This is a genomic window from Burkholderia sp. BCC1638, from assembly GCF_902833195.1.
Lineage (GTDB): Bacteria > Pseudomonadota > Gammaproteobacteria > Burkholderiales > Burkholderiaceae > Burkholderia > Burkholderia diffusa.
Genome location: NZ_CADFEC010000021.1, coordinates 57,976 through 77,160 on the forward strand (window position 1 = coordinate 57,976; position 19,185 = coordinate 77,160).

Here is a 19,185-nt window from a genome sequence, read left to right on the forward strand (position 1 = left end):
GGGCATGGAACAGTTGAACTATCGCTTCACCGCGCGCGGGCGTGCGCGGGGCGAACTGGCCACGGCGCTCGTCGGCGTGGTTGCGTCCGGCAATCTCGAGGTGCTCGTCGAGCGCGTGCTGCCGGGCAACGAATGCGAGATCGACATCCGCACCGCGGCGGTCGGTTTCGGCGCGGTGTGGCAGGCCGTCGTGTCGGACTTCGTCGAACGGCGCGCGCCGGGCGGCCTGAAGCTGTCGATCAACGACGGCGGCGCGCGGCCCGACATGGTGTCGCTGCGGCTCGCGCAGGCCGTGCGCGCGATCGAGGGGGAGGCATGATGACCGACACGATCCACGACGTCCCGGCGTTCGTCGCGAATGCCGCGAGCTGGTACGAGGCGTCGGCGCGCCAGCGCGTCGACGGGCTGCTCGACGCGGGCAGCTTCACGGAGTTTCTCGGGCCGGCCGAGCGCGTGACGAGCCCGCACCTGCCGCTGTTCGACCTGCCGCAGCAGTTCGATGACGGCATGGTGGTCGGCCACGGCCGGCTCGACGGCAAGGCGGTGTTCGTCGCCGCGCAGGAAGGCCGCTTCATGGGCGGCGCGTTCGGCGAGGTGCACGGCGCGAAGCTCACGGGGTTGCTGCGTGCGGCGCGCGAACGCGGCACGCCGGTGCTGATCCTGTTCGACACCGGCGGCGTGCGGCTGCAGGAAGCGAATGCGGGCGAACTCGCGATCGCCGAGATCATGCGTGCGCTCGTCGAGGCGCGCGCGACCGGCGTGCCGGTGATCGGGCTGATCGGCGGGCGCGCGGGCTGCTACGGCGGCGGCGGGCTGCTCGCTGCGTGCTGCTCGGCGCTCGCGGTGTCCGAGCAGGGCCGCATCAGCGTGTCGGGGCCCGAGGTGATCGAGACCAACCGCGGCGTCGAGGAGTTCGACGCGAAGGACCGCGCGCTGATCTGGCGCACGATGGGCGGCAAGCACCGTCGACTGATCGGCGGTGCGGATCGCTACGTGGCCGATACGCCCGATGCGTTTCGCGCGGCCGCGCTCGACCTGATCGGCCGTGCGCCGACATTCGACGCGGCGATGCTGCGCGTGGAGCAGGCGCGGCTCGAAGCGCGCGTCGCGCGGTTCGGCACGTGCAAGGATGCGCTCGACGTGTGGCGCGCGCTCGGCGCGAGCGAGCCGGAAGCGATTCCCGGCATGTCCGACGACGAATTCGCAAAGCTCGCCGACCAGCTACAGGAGCCACAGCATGACGCTCGATGAAGTTCTGAACTCGCTGTTTCCCAAGGGCCATTCGATCGAGCGAAACGGCGGCCTGCTGTCGGGCCACGCTGACCTGACCGGCACGCGCGTCGACGTGATCGGCGTCGCCGACCGCCTGCCATTCGGCATCGACGAAGCCCTCACGCTCGCGTCGCACGTGCTCGACACGATCGAGCGCGGCAGCGGCACGCCGCTTCTCGTGCTCGTCGACAGCGACAGCCAGCGGATGAGCAAGCGCGACGAACTGCTCGGCCTGAACGAAGGGCTGTCGCATCTCGCGAAATGCCTGATGCATGCGGAGCTCGTCGGGCACCGGACGATCGGGCTGCTGTACGGCCATACGGCCGCGGGCGCGTTCATCGCGACCGCGCTCGCGACGCGCACGCTGCTCGCGGTGCCGGGTGCCGAGCCCGAGGTGATGGACCTGCCGTCGATGTCGCGCGTGACGAAGCTGCCGATCGACGTGCTGAAGGAGATGGCGCGCTCGACGCCGGTGTTCGCGCCAGGACTCGACAATCTCGTGAAGATGGGCGCCGTCGACGCCGTGCTCGATCCGGCCCGCGCGCTCGACGCGCAGGTCGGCGAATGGCTCGGCAAGCCGGCCGATCGCACCGATGGTCGTGCAGCGCGCGGCCGGCCGGTCGCGGCCGACGTCGCGCGGCGCGTCGAGGCACTCGCGCGTGCCGCACGCTGACACGCCGCTGCGCCGCCACACGCTCGTCACGCTGACGGCGGCCGGGTGGGGCGCCGCATGCTCGCGCGATCCCGCGCTGGCGGCCGATCCGCTCGTGCAGGCGTGGGCCGCGCGCGGCTGGCCGCTGATCGTGCGCCGCGCGTCGCCCGACGAGGCCGATGCGCGGCGCGTGCCGCTCGGCGTGCCGCTGCCGCCTTCCGCGGGCAAGCGGCGCATCGCCCTGAACGTCGCCGCCGACGCGGTCGAGTCGGTCGGCCCGCTGCCCACGCTGGCCGACGTGCTGGTCGCCGCGCCCGACGCCTGGCACGCGACGCTGCGCGAGCTGGAGGCGCTCGGCAAGCGCTGCGGCGTGCAGGGTCGCGTGTTCGGCAGTCTCGCGTGGCAGGCGCTGACGGGCGAGTGCTATCTGAGCGCGTCCTCCGATCTCGACATCGTGTTCCCGCTGCCGGCCACCGCATCGCTCGCCGCGCTGCTCGACGGCCTGGCGGCACTCGACGCGCGCGCGCCGATGCGCGTCGACGGCGAACTGCTGCGCGACGACGGCGCGGGCGTGAACTGGCGCGAATTGCATGCGCGGCTGCCGGAAGTCGCGGTCAAGACGGCGGTGGCGGTCGAATTGATGTCTGCAGACGCATTCACGGGGGGCACGCGATGAGTGCATGGGCCGCTTGCCGCGCGGCGGCGCCGTCCGACGCCGAGCGCATCGCCGAACTCGCCGAGCGCAGCCTCGTGCTCGAAATCGAGACATATCCGAAACCGGGCCTCGTCAGTCACGTCGACACCGGCAGCCATGCGGACATGGACGCCGCGACGTTCGCGCGCAGCGCGGCCGTGCTTCGGCCGTACTTCGCAGAGCTCGCCGACGCCGGCGCGCGCGACGCGGGCATGGCCGTGCTGCGCAAGATCGGACTGCGCGCGGAACACGCGATGCTCGCCGCGACCGGCGGCGTCAACACGCATCGCGGCGCGATCTTCGGGCTCGGGCTGCTGTGCGCGGCCGCCGGCCGCCGCGCGGTGCCCGGCACGGCGGCACGCACGATGACGCTCGGCGCGTTCGTCGCGCGGCGGTGGGGCGCCGAGATCCTCGGTGGCCCGCGGCTGCCCGACAGCCACGGCGAGCGCGCGAGCCGCCGCTACGGCGTCGGCGGCGCGCGTCGCGAGGCGGCCGACGGGTTCGCGACCGTGTACGGCGTCGGATTGCCGGCACTGCGCCGCGCGCAGTGCCGCGTGCCGGACGATCCGGAAGCCGCGCGCGTCGACGCATGCTTCGCGCTGATCGCCGCGCTCGACGATACGAACCTGCTGCACCGGGGCGGGCAGGCCGGCCTCGATTTCGCGCGGGCCACGGCGCGCGCATTCGTCGCCCGCGGCGGCATACGCGCTCGCGACTGGCGATTGCGCGCGGCCGCCGCGCACCATGCGTTCGTCGCTCGCCGGCTGAGCCCGGGCGGCGCGGCCGACCTGCTGGCGATGAGCGTGTTCGTCGACGCACTCGAAGCGGCCGAGGAGGGGCGATGACGCTGGCGATCCTGTGTTCGGGGCAAGGCGCGCAGCGGGCGGACATGTTCGAGTTGACCGGTGCCGCGCCACAGGCTGATGCGCTGTTCGAGCATGCCGGCCGGCTCCTTGGCGACGATCCGCGCGACTGGGTGCGGCACGCTGAACCGGACGCGCTGCGCGAGAACCGCGCCGCGCAGATCCTTTGCACGGTGCAGGCGCTCGCGGCGGCCGCGTTGCTCGAAGCGGTGTGGCCGCGCCGGCGCTGTGTCGCCGGGTATAGCGTCGGCGAAGTCGCTTCATGGAGCGTCGCGGGGATGATCGATCCGCACGATGCGCTGGATCTGGCCGACGCGCGCGCGCGCGCAATGGACGCCGCGAGCGGCGGCGACGAACGGATGGCGTTCGTGCGCGGGCTGACGCGCGCGCAGCTCGCGCAACTGTGCGACGGCCGCGATGCGGCGATTGCGATCGCCAATCCGGGCGACGCATTCGTGGTGGCCGGACGGCAGGCCGACGTCGCCGCGGTGGCCGACGACGCGGCACGCGACGGTGCGCTGCGCGTCGCGCCCGTGTGTGTACGGATCGCGTCGCACACGCGCCGGCTCGCGTCGGCGGTGCCCGCGTTTCGCGCGTCGCTGGCTGCCGTGAACGTGCGCCGGCGGTTGCCTGGCACGCGGCTGTTTTCGGGGATCGATGGCGCGTCCGTGCTCGATGTTGATGCGGGGCTGGACAAGCTCGCGCGCCAGATCGCGGAGCCGGTCGAGTGGGCGGCCTGCCTGGCCGCGTGCGTCGAGGCCGGCGCGACCGCGTTTCTCGAGCTCGGCCCGGGCCGCGCGCTGACCGAGATGGCGGGCGGCGCGTATCCGGCGCTGCCGGCACGCAGCGTCGCGGATTTTCGTTCCGTCGACGGTATCGCGAGCTGGCTCGCACGCGTCGCGGCCGGCTGACGGGCGGCGTGCGAGCGGCCCGGAAACGCTCGGAAATCCCGGCAAGATCGATTCCGGAACCGGCCCGCCAGGCGGGCGTTGCGCATCGGGTGTTGCGCCGGCGCAGCACCGTCGCAGCAGGCGCTTGCCACGCGAATTGGCGTCGCTACAATGGCGCCCGCCATGAGACCCGCCGCCTTCCTCCTCGCCGTGCTTTGCTGCGCGGCGACCGCACACGCCAGCCCGATTCCGTCCGATGCCGCATCGGTCGGCACGTACTTTTCGTATGACAATGCGGCGGCCGACGCGACCGTCGACCTGATCGGTCAGGCGCAGCGCCGCGTGCTGCTGGCCGGCTACGCGTACGTGCCGCCCGCGGTCGCGGCGGCGCTGCGTGACGCGCGTTCGCGCGGCATCGAAGTGCGCGTCGTGCTGGTGCGTTCGTCGCGTGCGGGCAAATACAGCGGCGCGGGCTATCTGAAATCGGCCGGCATCGACGTCGCGATCGATTCGCGGCATGGCGATCCCGCGCCGCGCTTCGTGATCGTCGACGACAGCGTCGCGCTGACGACGCTGTCCGACGGCGCGCCCGCGCACGCGGAAACGGTGAACGTGTTCCAGCGCGCACCGGAACTCGCGCAGTCGTACGCGCAGTCGTTCTGGCGGCTGTACCGGCAGGCCGGCGGGCTCTGAGCGCCTGACGGCGAGTCCGCCCGGGCGAACGCCATCCATCCTTTTCCCGCCACGATCCGCATGCCGCGCGCGCCGGTATGACCCCGCTTGCATCGGCGCGTCCGATGGACCATGCTCGTTGAACAGGGTGCCGGTGCGGGTGTCTCGCATCCGGCGCAACGGCAGGGAGCCGATCGTGACCGAATGTTTTGTCGATCGCGCCGACGCGGGTCGCCGGCTTGCGCACGCGCTGCAGGATTATGCGGGGCGTCGCGACGTCGTCGTGCTCGCGCTGCCGCGTGGCGGCGTGCCGGTCGCATTCCCGGTCGCGCAGGCGCTGCGCGCGCCGCTCGACGTGCTGGTGGTGCGCAAGCTCGGCATGCCGTCCGATCCGGAATTCGCGATCGGCGCGATCGCGACCGGCGGAGCGATCCACCTGCAGCATTCGGCGATCCGCGCGATGGGCGTGACCGATGCGCAGCTGGCCGACGTGATCGCGCGCGAGACGGCCGAACTGCAGCGCCGCGAAGCGCTGTATCGCGGCGCCCGGCCGCCGCTGCCGGTCGACGGCCGTATCGCGATCGTCGTCGACGACGGCGTCGCGACCGGCGCGTCGATGCGCGTCGCGCTGCAGGCGCTGCGCGAGCGCCATCCCGCGCGCATCGTGGCTGCCGTACCCGTCGCACCGGACGGTGCCGGGCGTGCGTTCGACGATTTGGCCGACGCGTTCGTGACGGTGTTGCAGCCGCTGTCGTTCTTCGGGATCAGCCAGTTCTACGTGCGTTTCGACCAGACCGGGGACGACGAGGTGCGTGCGCTCCTCGACGCGGCCCGCGCGCCGGACGACGACGTCACGTCCGTCTGATACGGCGCCGGCGCGATCCCGGGCGACCGGCTTCGGCCTGCGCGAACACGCGCTGCAGCACCGGATGGACTTCGCTGCGCCAGCGCGCGCCCGTGAACAACCCGTAATGATCGCAGTCGTCGACATCGAGGCGCTGGCGCTCGCCGGCCTTGAGGCCGCGGCACATGGCGAGCGCCGCATGCGTCTGGCCGGTGCCCGTGACGGCGTCGCAACCGCCTTCGACCGTCAGCAGCGCGACGCCGCGCAGCGCGGCCGGCTCGACGCGCTGTCCGCCGACGTCCCACGTGCCGTTCGCGAGGCACATTCGCTGAAACACGATATCGACGGTATCCAGGAAATATTCGGCCGGCATGTCGAGCAGCGCCGTGTATTCGCGCAGCGCACGCCGCGCGTCCGCCAGCGCCGTCAGGTCGAAATGCGACGCCGCGCGCGCGTAGTCCTCGATCAGCGTCAGAAAGCGTTGCGGATACAGCAGCGCGATCTCGCCTTGCTGAAGATAGGTCGGGAACACGTGCCGGCCACGGCCGGGGAAGCGCGGCGGCACGATGTCGATCAGATGGCGGCGACACCACGCGAGCGACCGGGACGCGGCGGTGGTGCCGAGTGTGGTCGGCTTGACGCGCGCGTCGAGCGGCCCGCCGATCAGCGTGACGCTCGCGGGCGGGGCGAGGCCGCGCGCGGCGCGCAGCGCGAGTGCGCCGAGCGCGGGAACGGTGGCCTGGCACACGGCGACGACGTGCAGCGGCCGCGCGTCGCGGGCGAGCGCGTCGACGAAGCCGTCGAGCGTCGCCACGTATTCGTCGAGCCCGAAGCGACCCGCCGCGAGCGGGACGTCGCGCGCATTGACCCAGTCGGTCACGCAGACGTCGCCGTCCGCGAGCAGTGCCTCGACGGTTTCCCGCATCATCACGGCCGCATGTCCGGCGAGCGGCGCGCACAGCAGCACCGTGCGCCGCGTGTCGTCGCGCGCGAAGCGTCGCAGCTGGCAGAACGGCGTGCGCGCGACGATTCGCTCGTCGACCGCCGCGCGCCGAATCTCGAAGCGCGGCGGCCCGGCGGCGGGCCCGAGGAGCGGCTCGAACAGGTCGTCGTAGCACGATGACGCGGCGTGCGCCAGCGTCGCGGCTGGCCACACGTCGAACGCGTGGCACGTCGCCGCGCGCCAGGCGCGCATCCATTCCCGCTGCTGCTCGACGACGGCGTACCACATGGCGAACCTTGGTCGGAGGGGGCGTGAATCTGCATTATGGTCACTCTGGCCGCGCAGCGGGTGTCGGAAACGTGACTGGCCCTAGGCGGCGACATACGGCGCTGCTACAGTCATCGATCCCATCCCCTCAAGTGGAGCGTTCGCGATGAAGCTGATCGGCATGCTGGATTCCCCGTTCGTGCGCCGTGCCGCCATTTCGGCGAAGCTGCTCGACCTGCCGTTCGAACACGAGTCGATCTCGGTGTTCCGTCAGTTCGACCAGTTCCAGACATTCAACCCGGTCGTGAAGGCGCCGACGCTCGTGACCGACGACGGTGCGACGCTGATCGATTCGTCGCTGATCGTCGACTATTTCGACCATCGCGTTGCGCCCGAGCGGCGTCTGCTGCCCGACGCCGCCGACGCGCGGCTGCGCACGCTCGTGCCGGTCGGATTCGCGCTGGCGGCGGCGGAGAAGACCGTGCAGGTGGTGTACGAGCATGCGTTGCGGCCGGCCGAGAAGCAGCATGCCCCGTGGCTCGAGCGGGTGCTGGGCCAGATCGAGGCCGCGTATGACAAGCTCGAGCCGCTCGTCGCGGCCGCGAATGGCTGGTTCGGCGGCGCGCGCCTGCTGCAGTCCGACGTGACCGTCGCCGTCGTGTGGCGCTTCACGCAATTCACGAGCACCGAGTACCCGGCGCTCGCGCGGATCGATCCGGCCCGTTATCCGGCGCTCGCCGCACATTCGGCGCGGGCGGAAACGCTGCCGGCGTTTGTCGAGACGCCGCTCGACTGAAGCCCGGCGGCTGTCGCGTCGGCACGGGGGCGAGGGTGGCAGGCGACGCAACCGGCGTGTGATGTCGTCGGGACTCGAGCTGGCAGCCGGCACGGATCGACTCCGCCGCCATCGGCCGCGTGGTCACTCGTTTTCGCCTGGTGCGGCGTCCGCAAGACCCCGTCGCGCATGGTCCGTCTTGCGTTCCCGGGCCGTCCGCCGCCGGCCGCTCGGCCCTGTCCGCCAAAGGCGCGGCCGATTGTTATCCGCCGCTGACAAGTGACTTCGCATTCGCGCTGTTTATCCGGTTGCGGCCGATCCCTAGAATCCACTCCATCGAATATGCATTGCCTGATGGAGCCGATGATGAGAGCGCTGATCGAATCGAGTCTGTACCACCCGTCCGTCGTGTTGCCGCTTGCCGCGTTGACGCAGCTGATGGTCGAGCGCGATTTCAATCTCGGCCAGGTCGGCCTGATCGTCGCGGCGCGCGGTGCGCAGGCCGCGGTGTCGCGTTCGCGGGCGCTGATCTTCTGCCGCCACTGCGAAGCGCACGCATGATCGCGCGTCCATCCAACAGATGAAAAAAAGCCCGGCCGGCGCAAGCCGGTCGGGCGGATCGGGTTCGATCAAGCCCCGGCTTTTGCCGGGGCTTTTTCTTGGGCGATGCTCAGGCGCGTGCAGTCGACACGACGCCGTAAATTTCCGCGTCGTCGTCGTTCTCGCGCATCTCGCGCACCAGCTGGTGCGCCTCGCGGCGCGTCGCGACGGCCGGCGGCGAGCCCTTGAGCGGCTGGCGTGCGGTTTCGGCAAGCGCGACGACCGACACGATGCCGATCACGGCGGCGCCCATCATGTAGTACGCGGGCATCATCAGGTTGTGGGTCACGTCGACGAGCCACGCGGTGACGAGCGGCGTCGTGCCGCCGAACAGCGACACCGACACGTTGAAGCCGATCGCGAGCGCGCCGTAGCGGATCTCGGTCGGGAACAGCGCCGGCAGTGCCGACGGCATCACGCCGGTAAAGCACGACAGCAGCACGCCGAGAATCAGCAGGCCGCCGAACACCGACGCGGTGGTGCCCGCGTGGATCAGCATCATCGACGGGATCGACAGCACCAGCAGGCCGACGCAGCCGGCCAGCATCACGGGCTTGCGGCCAATCTTGTCCGACAGGCGGCCGGCGGCGAGCGTCAGCGGCATCATCAGCACCATCACGATCAGCACCAGCACGAGGCTGTGCGACTCGTCGAAGTGCAGCGTCGACGACATGAAGCTCGGCAGGTACGACAGCACCATGTAGTCGGTCACGTTGAAGATCAGCACGAGGCCGACGCAGAGCAGCAGCGCGCGCCAGTTGCGCATCAGCGTTTCGCGGAAGCGCGCCTTCGGCACGGCCTTGTCCTGCGCTTCGCGCTCTTCGGCCTGGCGCTTGAACGCCGGCGTTTCCTCGAGCTTCATCCGGATGTACAGGCCGATCAGGCCGAGCGGGCCCGCGATCAGGAACGGCACGCGCCAGCCCCACGACAGCAGCGCTTCTTGCGACAGCGTCGCCGTCAGTATCGCGACGGTCGCCGCGCCCAGCGTGTAGCCGATCAGCGTGCCGAATTCGAGGAAGCTGCCCATGAAGCCGCGGCGCTTGTCGGTCGAGAACTCGGCGATGAAGGTGGCTGCGCCGCCGTATTCGCCGCCGGTCGAGAAGCCCTGCACGAGGCGGGCGACGAGCAGCAGCACGGGCGCCATGATGCCGATCGACGCATAGCTTGGGATCAGGCCGATCGCGAAGGTGCCGACGGCCATCATGATCATGGTGGCGGCGAGCACGCGCTGGCGGCCGATGCGGTCGCCGAGCGGGCCGAACACCATGCCGCCGAGGGGTCGCACGAGGAACGCGGCGGCGAACGTGCCGAAGGTCGCGAGCAGCTGCGCGGACGGGCTGCTGGACGGGAAGAACACCTTGCCGAGCGTGACGGCGATATAGCTGTAGACGCCGAAGTCGAACCATTCCATCGCATTGCCGATGGCCATCGCGCTGACGGCGCGCTTGAGCAGGCTCTGGTCGACGACGGTAATGTCGTCCGCGGCGAGCGGGGCCTCGCCGGACGACGTGGTGGAAGAAGCAGCGGTCGGGCTGACGTGTGTTGCGGTCAAGGTCATGCACTCCTTTGACTGCGCCGGAACGGGCGGGCCGTCCGACACGGTTTGCCGGCGAGCGCGATGTCGCGTGCTGCGCGTCGGGGCAGGCCATTTAAGCGCTTACTGCACATGAGGCGGTAAAGAGCCGTAAGGGACTGCTTCGACGCGGGCCCGATGGGCCGTCGCGACGGTGCGCTCATGAAGAATGGGCCGCGTGATGCGAGCGGCAGATGCCGGCGCGGACGTGTCCGACGTTCCGGCAAGCGCCCCGGAGGGGCAACGAAACGAGAAAAGCGGGCCTGTCGGGCGGGCTTTCCTGTGGATGCAATTCCGGTCGAAGCACCGGCCCGCAACGCGCGGACGGACTCCTATCGAAATTGAGTAGACAGAGATTGAATGTTGAAACAGGCGACATGATAGCACGATGGCAGACGATCGTGCAAATTGCCCGGAATCCCCGGCCTGGCGGCGGTTCCGGCGAAGCCGGCTCCGGTATGATCGGCGGCGCGCGGCGGGGTCGCGCGGCCCGCCGGTTGGGGGCCGAATCTGCGAGGAACCGGATGACCGAACTGATCAGGATTGCGGCGCTGTTCGCCGTCACTGCACTGGCCGAAATCGTCGGCTGCTACTTGCCGTGGCTCGTGCTGAAGGGCGGCCGGCCCGTGTGGCTGCTGGTGCCGGCCGCGCTGTCGCTTGCATTGTTCGCGTGGCTGCTGACGCTGCATCCGAGCGCGGCGGGGCGCACGTATGCGGCGTACGGCGGCGTGTATATCGGGGTGGCGCTGATCTGGCTGCGGGTGGTCGACGGCATTGCGCTGTCCCGCTGGGATGTGGCGGGGGCGGTGCTCGCGCTCGGCGGGATGGCGATCATCGCGCTGCAGCCGCGCGCGTGAGCGCGGCTGCAGGCGCCGGTCGGGAGATGCCGCGTCAGGCGGCCTCGGCGGCGTCCGCGTCGGCGGACTTGCGCCACACGCAGGTGCCCTTGACCGACTTGTCGAGTTCGTCGAGCTGGGTCTGGTGGGCGGCGAGTTCGTCGCCGCTCGCCGCGAGAACCGGCAGGTCGAGCGACGCGAGCGACACGCGCTGGCCGTTCGCCGCGCCGCCGTCGGCGCCTGCGTCGTCGAGCATGTCGATCACGAGGCTGTCCTGGCCGCGTGTCATCGCGAGATAGACTTCGGCGAGCAGTTCCGAGTCGAGCAGTGCGCCGTGCAGCGTACGGTGCGCGTTGCTGATGCCGAACCGGTCGCACAGCGCGTCGAGCGAATTGCGCTTGCCGGGGAACATCTGCTTGGCCTGCACGAGCGTGTCGATCACGCCGCCGCAATGCTCGGTGAACGGCGGCAGGTCGAGCCGCGCGAATTCTGCGTCGAGAAACCCGAGGTCGAACGGCGCGTTGTGGATGATCAGCTCGGCGTCCTTCACGAAGTCGCGGATCTGGTCGACGACTTCCGCGAACTTCGGCTTGTCGCTCAGGAATTCGGTCGTGAGGCCGTGCACGGCCAGTGCGCCCGGATCGCTGTCGCGCTCGGGGTTCACGTAGATGTGCAGGTTGTTGCCGGTGAGCCGCCGGTTCAGCAGCTCGACGCAGCCGATTTCGATCAGGCGGTCGCCCGTGCGGGGATTCAGGCCGGTGGTTTCGGTATCGAGAATGATCTGGCGCATGTCGGATAAATCGGGAAAGACAGTGGGGTGGCCTGCGTTCAGGCCACGAGCGATTCGACGCCGCGATTCGCGAGCGCGTCCGCGCGTTCGTTTTCGGGGTGGCCCGCGTGGCCCTTCACCCAGCGCCACTCGACCTCGTGCTGTGCGACGAGCGTGTCGAGGCGCTTCCACAGGTCGGCGTTCTTCACCGGGGTTTTCGCCGCGGTGACCCAGCCCTTTTTCTTCCAGCCGTGGATCCACTCGCTGATGCCTTTCTGCACGTATTGCGAGTCGGTATGGACGATCACGCGGCACGGCCGTTTCAGCGCCTCGAGCGCGGCGATCACGCCCATCAGTTCCATGCGGTTGTTGGTCGTGTCGGGCTCGCCGCCGAACAGCTCCTTTTCGCGGTCGCCGTAGCGCAACAGTGCGCCCCAGCCGCCGGGGCCGGGATTGCCCTTGCAGGCGCCGTCGGTATAGATGTCGATGGTGTCGGTGGTCATGAGTGTTCTTGATGGGTGGTCGGGGTGGCCGCCGGCGTGAGGCCCGGCGCGAGCACGGGCTTCTTCATCTTGATCGGGCCGACGAGGCGCATGCCGCGCACGCGCTTGACGGCCGTGACCATGTAGACGGCGCCGAAGATCGGCCACCAGCGGTCGCCGGCGGCTTCCATGAAGCCGTAGCGGGCAAGCCATTTGTCGGTGACGAGCGGCGGCCGGTAGCAGCCGAAGCGGCCGCGCTCGAGATCGAAGCCGAGCAGCTTGATCCAGTCCTTGAGCCGGATGAACGCGATCTGGTCGCGCGCGGCCGGCACGAATGGACGGTTCGCCATGCGTCCGAACGATTGCCGCATGCCCCACAGGCTCAGCGAATTGAAGCCGGTGATCACGAGCTGGCCTTCCGGCATCAGCACGCGCTCGGCTTCGCGCAGCAGGCGGTGAGGGTCCGACGTGAATTCGAGCGTATGCGGCATCACGATCAGGTCGACGCTCTGCGACTCGAACGGCAGGTCGAGCAAGTCGCTCCACGTCGTGCTGCGACCGGCCGGCGCATGTTCGGGCGCGTGCGCCTCGCGCGCCCACGGATACTGGTAGGGCGCGCTCGCGCCGCTCGCCGGGTCGAGCACGAGGCCGCGATACGGCATTCGGTTTTCGCGCAGCGCATCGAGCTGCGGCAGGCCGAGCTGCAGCGCGTGAAACCCGAAGACGTCGGAAACGATCCGGTCGAGCTGCGCCTGCTCCCAGTCCAGCACGTAGCGGCCGGGCGGCGAGTCGGTCCAGGCGGGCCAGTCTATAATTTGACGATCGGACATAACGATGATTGCGCGCCCATGAACGAGCTGGAATACGTGCCGGTTCCGGCATTCGAAGACAACTATATCTGGCTCGTCTCGGACGGCCGCGATGCGATCGCCGTCGATCCGGGTGAAGCCGCGCCCGTACGCCGTGTTCTTGCCGAACGCGGCTGGCGGTTGACCGCTATTTTACTCACGCACCATCATGCCGACCATGTCGGCGGTGTCGCCGCGCTGCGCGATGGCCAACCGGACGATGTGCCGCTGGTCGTTTACGGCCCGGCGGCCGAGTCGATCGGCGTGGTCATGCGGCCGCTCGCGGGCGGCGATCGCGTGACGCTCGACGCACCGGCGCTCACGTTCGACGTGCTTGACGTGCCGGGGCATACGCGCGGTCACATCGCCTATTTCCAGGCGGCCGGGCAGGGCGCCGCGACCCCTCATGTTTTCTGCGGCGACACGCTGTTCTCGTGCGGCTGCGGCCGCCTGTTCGAAGGCACGCCCGCGCAGATGCTCGCGTCGCTCGACGCGCTCGCGGCGCTGCCCGGCGACACCCGTGTGCATTGCGCGCACGAATATACGCTGTCGAACATCCGCTTCGCGCTCGCGTGCGAACCGGGTAATGCGGCGCTCGCCGCCTGGCGCGACGACGCGCAGGCGCTGCGCGCGCGCGGCGTGCCGACGCTGCCCACCACGATCGCGCACGAACGCGCCGTCAACCCGTTCATGCGGTCGGACAGCCCGGCCATCCATGCGACGCTCGAGGCCGAGCTGCACGAAACGGTGCCGGATCGCCTCGCGGCGTTCACGCTGATGCGGGAGTGGAAAAACCGGTTCCGATGACGATTTCCGGAGGACTCCAAAAGCTCAAGCGGAGTCTGTAAAAATTGCTCCAAATGTAGGATTTGGCTGAGTTTTCGGTGTTTTTATTGACGTGAAGCACGCACTTCCGTAGTATCGCCAGCAATTTCCAGCCGTCGGAAGCCGAGATTTTCATGCGACTTATATTGAGTGCGATGGTGGTCCTGCTACTCGCCGCTTGTGCGAGCCAGGCTCCTGTCGCCAACAACGCCGCCGATTCGCAGGCGGCGTCCAACTACCTCCGTAAATCAGCCACCGCCAAAGAAACTGTCGACGTCGACAAGCAATCCGTCGGCGATCTGACCAGTGCAGATTCCGATCTCTGGGGCCGCATCCGTCGCGGCTTCCAGATGCCCGACCTGCAGAGCGACCTCGTCGACATGCAGACGACCTGGTACACGCAGCGTCCCGATTACGTGCAGCGCATGACCGAGCGCTCGCAGAAGTACCTGTATCACATCGTCGAGGAACTCGAGGCGCGCCATATGCCGACCGAGCTCGCGCTGCTGCCGTTCATCGAATCCGCGTTCAACCCGCAGGCGCTGTCGGTCGCGAAGGCGGCAGGCATGTGGCAGTTCATGCCGGGCACGGGCCGCACGTACAACCTGAAGCGCAACATGTGGCAGGACGAGCGCCGCGACGTGCTCGCGTCGACGAGCGCCGCGCTCGACTACCTGTCGCGCCTGCATGACATGTTCGGCGACTGGTATCTGGCGCTGGCCGCGTACAACTGGGGCGAGGGCAACGTGCAGCGTGCGATCGCGCGCAACCAGGCGGCCGGCCTGCCGACCGACTACCAGAGCCTGCGGATGCCGAACGAGACGCGCAACTACGTGCCGAAGCTGCAGGCGGTGAAGAACATCATTGCGAATCCGCAGCAGTTCGGCCTGACTCTGCCGGAGATCCCCAACCACCCGTATTTCGTGACGGTCACGACGTCGCGCGACATCGACGTGGCGGTGGCCGCGAAGCTCGCGAACCTGTCGCTCGACGAGTTCCGTTCGCTGAACCCGTCGTTCTCGAAGCCGGTGATCCTCGGCGCGACCGAGCCGCAGATCCTGCTGCCGTTCGACAATGCGGCAGCGTTCGAGAAGAACCTGAAGGCCTATAACGGCCAGTTGTCGACGTGGACCACCTATACGGTCAGCGAGCGCGCGCGCCCGGCCGCGATCGCCGAGAAGATCGGTGTCGACGCCGATACGCTGATGTCCGTCAACAAAATTCCCGCCGGCATGCGCCTGAAGCCGGGCTCGACCATCGTTGTGCCGCGCGGCGATGACGACGACGAGGACATCAGCGCGGACGTTGCGGAAAATGGTGCGCTCGCGATGGAGCCCGACGTACCCGACACGCGCAAGATGCTGATCCGCGTGCGCCGCAAGCAGTCGATGGCGGCGATCGCCGGCCGCTACGGCGTGTCGGTCAGCCAGCTGAAGGCATGGAACCGCACGCATCGCGATCTCGCAATGCCGGGCCAGGCGCTCGTGCTGCACGTCCCGGTCGGTCGCGCGGTGCCTGCCGAGCCGGGTCCGGAGCGGATCGCGACGTCGACCGCCGGCGCGCGTGTCGAGCGCGCGAGCCTGTCCGTCGGCGGCAAGTCGCGCGGCGCGAAGCACGGTGCCGCGAAGCCGGCGGCCCGCGCGACGAAGGCTGCTTCCGCGAAGGCGGCGCCGGCCAAGGCCGCGCCGAAGGCCGCTGCAAACAAGGGCAAGAAGAAGTAACGCGGTCGCGACTGCAGCGCGGCGGTCCGGCCGGATCGCGCGCTTGCGTTATCATCCGATGAAACCCGAAGCAACGCCGTCACCGAGGTGACGGCGTTTTCGTTTGTGCGCGGCAGCGGCGGCGTTGCTTCGCGCGGCCGGGATCGGATCACGAGGAGGAGCGATGTCGTCGGTGCAGGTGAGGGTGCTCGCGCTGTTTGCGGTCGGATATTTCGTGTCGTATGTGTTCCGCGGCGTCAATCTCGGCTTCGCGCCGTTCGTTACGCACGAGCTCGGGCTCTCGGCCGCCGATCTCGGGCTGCTCACCAGTCTCTATTTTCTCGGCTTTGCCGGCGCGCAGATTCCGGCCGGCGTGCTGCTCGACCATTTCGGCCCGCGCCGCGTGACGGCCGGGATGCTGCTGTTCGCGGCCGCCGGTGCCGCCGTGTTCGGCGTCGCGCACGACCTTGGCACGATGATGGTCGGCCGGCTGCTGATCGGCGTCGGCGTATCGGTCTGTCTCGGTGCGGCATTCAAGGCGCTCGCGCAGCATTTTCCGGTCGGCCGGCTGCCGCTCGTCAACGGTCTCGTGATGGCTGTCGGCGGCCTGGGCGGCGTCGCGGTCGGCTCGCCGTTGACCTGGCTGCTCGGCGTGACGAGCTGGCGTGTGATCTGCGGCGGCCTCGCGGTGCTGACGATCGTCGTCGCGGCCGCGATCGGCTTCGGCGCGCCGGATGCCGAGCGGCCGCGCCATCAGGGCGGACTCGTCAGCCAGTTCCAGGGCACGTGGCACATCCTCGGCAGCCGTGCATTCTGGAAGATCTCGTCGTTCTCGATCGTCACGCAGGGCGTGTTCTACGCGATGCAGTCGCTGTGGGTCGGTCCGTACCTGCGCGACGTCGCGGGGTTCGATGCGCCGCACGCCGCACGGCTCGTGTCGGTGCTCGGCTTCGCGATGATGGCCGGCTGTGTCGGTTTCGGCGCGGCGGCGCGCGTGCTCGAGCGCCGCGGCGTGTCCGTCCAGGCGTTTTGCGGCGTCGGCATGGTGCTGTTCGTCGCCACGCAAATCGCGATCGTCGCGCGCGTGCCGCTGCCGCCGGCCGTGCTGTGGGCGGCCTACGGAATGTTCGGCGGCGTCGGGATTCTCACCTATGCCGTGCTGGCCGGCCACTTCCCGGCCCAACTGATCGGCCGCGCGAACACGACATTGACGCTCGTGATCTTCGTGCTGATCTTTGCGTTCCAGATCGGTATCGGCGCGGTGCTGTCGCACTGGCCGGCCGTCGACGGCCATTACCCGGCTGCCGCGCACGTCACGGCTTGGAGCATGCTGCTCGTGCTGCAACTCGCAAGCGCGGTCTGGTACGTATGGCCCGCGCGCAGCGCTGGCAAGCATGTTGATCCGGCGGTACGCTGACGGGTAAGGCGGCTGCGGAAACGGGGCCGCAGCAACGAACGGCGCGCGTGATGCCATGGCATTGCGCGCGCCGCATGCGTGATCGGACGGCCATATCGATTGAAGATAAGGCCATTTTCGGGCTATAATTTGAAAGTTTGTGCTGATCAACCTCGCACCCTAGCGCCTACCTCACTCATCCCGTTCATCCGCCGCACGCCGCCTGTCGGGCGATGCCGCGAAGCCTCGTGCGCCACGCGCCGGGTTCGCGTGCCGACACCGCAGGTCGCGTCCAGCTAGCGACTCCGCGCGCCTACGCAGCGCGGCGCTCGCGCGGCAGGGTAAACAGGTCGGCAGCAGGGTGTTCCCCAAGGAGCCTCCCGTGTTGCCGTCTTTTTCTCCCGCCTTGCTTGCACTCGCCGACGGCACGGTCTTTCGTGGTTATTCGATCGGGGCCGAAGGCCACACGATCGGTGAAGTCGTGTTCAACACCGCGATTACCGGCTATCAGGAAATCCTGACTGATCCGAGCTACGCGCGTCAGATCGTCACGCTCACCTACCCGCATATCGGCAACGTCGGCGTCAACGCCGAAGACGTCGAAGCCACGAAAGTCCATGCCGCCGGCCTGATCATCCGTGATCTGCCGACGCTCGCATCGAATTTCCGCATGGACCGCACGCTCGGCGACTACCTGCGCGACGAAGGCGTCGTCGCGATCGCCGGCATCGATACCCGCAAGCTGACCCGCATCCTGCGCGACAAGGGCGCGCAGAACGGCTGCATCCTGGCCGGCTCGAACGACGAGGCGAAGGCGATCGAACTCGCGCGCTCGTTCCCGGGCCTCGCGGGCATGGATCTCGCGAAGGTCGTGTCGACCACGAAGCCGTTCGAGTGGAGGCAGACCGAATGGCGCCTCGGCAGCGGCTACGGCATGCAGGAAGCGCCGAAGTACCGCGTCGTCGCGTACGACTTCGGCGTCAAGTACAACATCCTGCGCATGCTCGCGGAGCGCGGCTGCCACGTGACGGTGCTGCCGGCCGAGGCGAGCGCGGCCGACGCGCTGGCACTGAATCCGGACGGCATCTTCCTGTCGAACGGCCCCGGCGATCCGGAGCCGTGCGACTACGCGATCGCGGCGGCCAAGGAATTCATCGAGCGCGGCGTGCCGACCTTCGGCATCTGCCTCGGCCACCAGATCATGGGCCTCGCGGTCGGCGCGAAGACGCTGAAGATGAAGACGGGCCACCACGGCGCGAACCACCCGGTGAAGGATCTCGGCGACGGTCGCGTGGTGATCACGTCGCAGAACCACGGTTTCGCGGTCGACGCGGATTCGCTGCCGGCCAACGCGCGCGTGACGCACGTGTCGCTGTTCGACGGCACGCTGCAGGGCTTCGAGCTGACCGACAAGCCGGCATTCTGCTTCCAGGGCCACCCGGAAGCGTCGCCCGGCCCGCACGACATCGCGTATCTGTTCGACCGCTTCACCGCACTGATGGACGCGGCGAAGCAGCGCAACGCCTGACGCAACTGAAGCAACCGAAGAACGGGAGATTCGCATCATGTTCGGCCACGCACTCGGCATCACGGATATCTGGACCTACGTGTTCGGCGTGATCTTCATCATCCTGCTGCCGGGGCCGAACTCGATGTACGTGCTGTCGCTCGCGGCGCAGCGCGGCGTGAAGGCCGGATATCGCGCGGCCTGCGGCGTGTTCCTCGGCGACACGGTGCTGATGGTGCTGTCCGCCGCGGGCGTCGCGTCGCTGCTGAAGGCGAACCCGCTGCTGTTCTCCGTCGTCAAGTACGGCGGCGCCGCGTACCTGCTGTACATCGGTGCCGGGATGCTGCGCGGCGCGTGGCGAAAGCTGCGCACGCGCGCCGATGCGCCGGCCGATGCACCGCGTGCGGTCGATGGCGAGCGGCCGTTCCGCAAGGCGCTGATCGTGAGCCTCCTGAATCCGAAGGCGATCCTGTTCTTCATCTCGTTCTTCATCCAGTTCGTCGACCCGGCGTTCCCGCATCCCGCGCTGTCGTTCGTCGTGCTCGGGGCGATCGCGCAATGCGCGAGCTTCCTGTACCTGAGCACGCTGATCTTCGCGGGCGCGCGGCTCGCCGAGCATTTCCGCCGCCGCCGCAAGCTCGCGGCGGGCGCGGCGAGCAGCGTGGGCGGCCTGTTCATCGGTTTCTCGGTGAAGCTCGCGCTCGCCACCATGAGCTGAGCGCAGCCGCCGATCCGTGACAACGCCACGACAAAGATTACTTACTGAATTCACAAGCC

General features: G+C 69.1%; 21 protein-coding genes. 16 read left to right on the forward strand and 5 right to left on the reverse strand.

What is annotated here, in order from left to right; all coding sequences use genetic code 11:
- The first annotated feature begins 4 nt into the window (after positions 1 to 4).
- The 8 genes from mdcC to HWX22_RS22550 all read left to right on the forward strand — a co-directional run bounded on the left by mdcC (position 5) and on the right by HWX22_RS22550 (position 5,908).
- Positions 5 to 319 carry a malonate decarboxylase acyl carrier protein gene (gene mdcC, locus HWX22_RS22515; RefSeq protein WP_059691158.1) on the forward strand — a complete coding sequence of 105 codons (315 nt, stop codon included), beginning with the start codon at positions 5 to 7 and terminating at the stop codon, positions 317 to 319.
- Positions 316 to 1,251, forward strand: a complete 936-nt coding sequence (locus HWX22_RS22520) for a biotin-independent malonate decarboxylase subunit beta (protein ID WP_175909588.1) — start codon at positions 316 to 318, stop codon at positions 1,249 to 1,251. Before mdcC ends, HWX22_RS22520 begins: the two co-directional genes overlap by 4 nt.
- On the forward strand, positions 1,238 to 1,945 hold the full coding sequence (gene mdcE, locus HWX22_RS22525; protein ID WP_175909586.1) for a biotin-independent malonate decarboxylase subunit gamma: 708 nt from the start codon (positions 1,238 to 1,240) through the stop codon (positions 1,943 to 1,945). Before HWX22_RS22520 ends, mdcE begins: the two co-directional genes overlap by 14 nt.
- Positions 1,932 to 2,600 (forward strand): malonate decarboxylase holo-[acyl-carrier-protein] synthase, encoded by a 669-nt coding sequence (gene mdcG / locus HWX22_RS22530; RefSeq protein WP_175909584.1) that lies wholly within the window; start codon positions 1,932 to 1,934, stop codon positions 2,598 to 2,600. Before mdcE ends, mdcG begins: the two co-directional genes overlap by 14 nt.
- Positions 2,597 to 3,463, forward strand: a complete 867-nt coding sequence (gene mdcB / locus HWX22_RS22535) for a triphosphoribosyl-dephospho-CoA synthase MdcB (protein WP_175909582.1) — start codon at positions 2,597 to 2,599, stop codon at positions 3,461 to 3,463. Before mdcG ends, mdcB begins: the two co-directional genes overlap by 4 nt.
- Positions 3,460 to 4,392: a malonate decarboxylase subunit epsilon gene (mdcH, locus tag HWX22_RS22540; protein ID WP_175916426.1), complete on the forward strand. Its 933-nt coding sequence runs from the start codon at positions 3,460 to 3,462 to the stop codon at positions 4,390 to 4,392. Before mdcB ends, mdcH begins: the two co-directional genes overlap by 4 nt.
- A 150-nt stretch (positions 4,393 to 4,542) precedes the next feature.
- The gene (locus HWX22_RS22545; RefSeq protein ID WP_059523496.1) at positions 4,543 to 5,064 is read left to right on the forward strand and encodes a phospholipase D-like domain-containing protein; all 522 of its coding nucleotides are present in this window, start codon (positions 4,543 to 4,545) and stop codon (positions 5,062 to 5,064) included.
- Between the two features lie 175 nt (positions 5,065 to 5,239).
- Entirely contained in the window at positions 5,240 to 5,908 is a 669-nt protein-coding gene (locus tag HWX22_RS22550) for a phosphoribosyltransferase (protein WP_175909577.1), read from the forward strand.
- Here HWX22_RS22550 and phaZ read toward each other — a convergent pair.
- The gene (gene phaZ, locus HWX22_RS22555) at positions 5,895 to 7,118 is read right to left on the reverse strand and encodes a polyhydroxyalkanoate depolymerase (RefSeq protein ID WP_175916427.1); all 1,224 of its coding nucleotides are present in this window, start codon (positions 7,116 to 7,118) and stop codon (positions 5,895 to 5,897) included. The genes HWX22_RS22550 and phaZ overlap by 14 nt on opposite strands.
- A 145-nt stretch (positions 7,119 to 7,263) precedes the next feature.
- On the opposite strand from phaZ, the gene HWX22_RS22560 reads away from it, so the two are divergent.
- Positions 7,264 to 7,893: a glutathione S-transferase gene (locus HWX22_RS22560; RefSeq protein ID WP_175916428.1), complete on the forward strand. Its 630-nt coding sequence runs from the start codon at positions 7,264 to 7,266 to the stop codon at positions 7,891 to 7,893.
- A 342-nt stretch (positions 7,894 to 8,235) separates the two neighbouring features.
- Entirely contained in the window at positions 8,236 to 8,433 is a 198-nt protein-coding gene (locus HWX22_RS22565; protein ID WP_044844954.1) for a hypothetical protein, read from the forward strand.
- Positions 8,434 to 8,542: 109 nt separating this feature from the next.
- On the opposite strand, the gene proP is transcribed toward HWX22_RS22565, so the two are convergent.
- Positions 8,543 to 10,030 carry a glycine betaine/L-proline transporter ProP gene (gene proP / locus HWX22_RS22570; protein ID WP_175916429.1) on the reverse strand — a complete coding sequence of 496 codons (1,488 nt, stop codon included), beginning with the start codon at positions 10,028 to 10,030 and terminating at the stop codon, positions 8,543 to 8,545.
- Positions 10,031 to 10,569: 539 nt separating this feature from the next.
- On the opposite strand from proP, the gene HWX22_RS22575 reads away from it, so the two are divergent.
- On the forward strand, positions 10,570 to 10,902 hold the full coding sequence (locus HWX22_RS22575) for a YnfA family protein (protein ID WP_175916430.1): 333 nt from the start codon (positions 10,570 to 10,572) through the stop codon (positions 10,900 to 10,902).
- A 34-nt stretch (positions 10,903 to 10,936) separates the two neighbouring features.
- On the opposite strand, the gene dnaQ is transcribed toward HWX22_RS22575, so the two are convergent.
- The 3 genes from dnaQ to HWX22_RS22590 are packed head-to-tail and all read right to left on the reverse strand — an operon-like array spanning position 10,937 to position 12,962.
- Positions 10,937 to 11,671 carry a DNA polymerase III subunit epsilon gene (gene dnaQ / locus HWX22_RS22580; protein WP_175916431.1) on the reverse strand — a complete coding sequence of 245 codons (735 nt, stop codon included), beginning with the start codon at positions 11,669 to 11,671 and terminating at the stop codon, positions 10,937 to 10,939.
- Positions 11,672 to 11,709: 38 nt separating this feature from the next.
- Positions 11,710 to 12,153, reverse strand: coding sequence for a ribonuclease HI (rnhA, locus tag HWX22_RS22585; protein WP_059815751.1), 444 nt, complete (start codon positions 12,151 to 12,153; stop codon positions 11,710 to 11,712).
- Entirely contained in the window at positions 12,150 to 12,962 is an 813-nt protein-coding gene (locus tag HWX22_RS22590; protein WP_059523482.1) for a class I SAM-dependent methyltransferase, read from the reverse strand. Before HWX22_RS22590 ends, rnhA begins: the two co-directional genes overlap by 4 nt.
- A gap of 18 nt (positions 12,963 to 12,980) precedes the next feature.
- Here HWX22_RS22590 and gloB point away from each other — a divergent pair, with 18 nt between their 5' ends.
- From gloB to leuE, 5 genes are all read left to right on the forward strand, one after another.
- Positions 12,981 to 13,787 carry a hydroxyacylglutathione hydrolase gene (gloB, locus tag HWX22_RS22595; RefSeq protein ID WP_059523480.1) on the forward strand — a complete coding sequence of 269 codons (807 nt, stop codon included), beginning with the start codon at positions 12,981 to 12,983 and terminating at the stop codon, positions 13,785 to 13,787.
- Between the two features lie 152 nt (positions 13,788 to 13,939).
- Positions 13,940 to 15,526 carry a transglycosylase SLT domain-containing protein gene (locus tag HWX22_RS22600; RefSeq protein ID WP_175916432.1) on the forward strand — a complete coding sequence of 529 codons (1,587 nt, stop codon included), beginning with the start codon at positions 13,940 to 13,942 and terminating at the stop codon, positions 15,524 to 15,526.
- 163 nt (positions 15,527 to 15,689) lie between these two features.
- Positions 15,690 to 16,922, forward strand: coding sequence for an MFS transporter (locus HWX22_RS22605; RefSeq protein ID WP_175916433.1), 1,233 nt, complete (start codon positions 15,690 to 15,692; stop codon positions 16,920 to 16,922).
- Positions 16,923 to 17,283: 361 nt separating this feature from the next.
- Positions 17,284 to 18,429: a glutamine-hydrolyzing carbamoyl-phosphate synthase small subunit gene (gene carA / locus HWX22_RS22610; RefSeq protein ID WP_175916434.1), complete on the forward strand. Its 1,146-nt coding sequence runs from the start codon at positions 17,284 to 17,286 to the stop codon at positions 18,427 to 18,429.
- A gap of 37 nt (positions 18,430 to 18,466) precedes the next feature.
- The gene (gene leuE, locus HWX22_RS22615) at positions 18,467 to 19,126 is read left to right on the forward strand and encodes a leucine efflux protein LeuE (RefSeq protein WP_175916435.1); all 660 of its coding nucleotides are present in this window, start codon (positions 18,467 to 18,469) and stop codon (positions 19,124 to 19,126) included.
- The last annotated feature ends 59 nt before the right edge of the window (positions 19,127 to 19,185 follow it).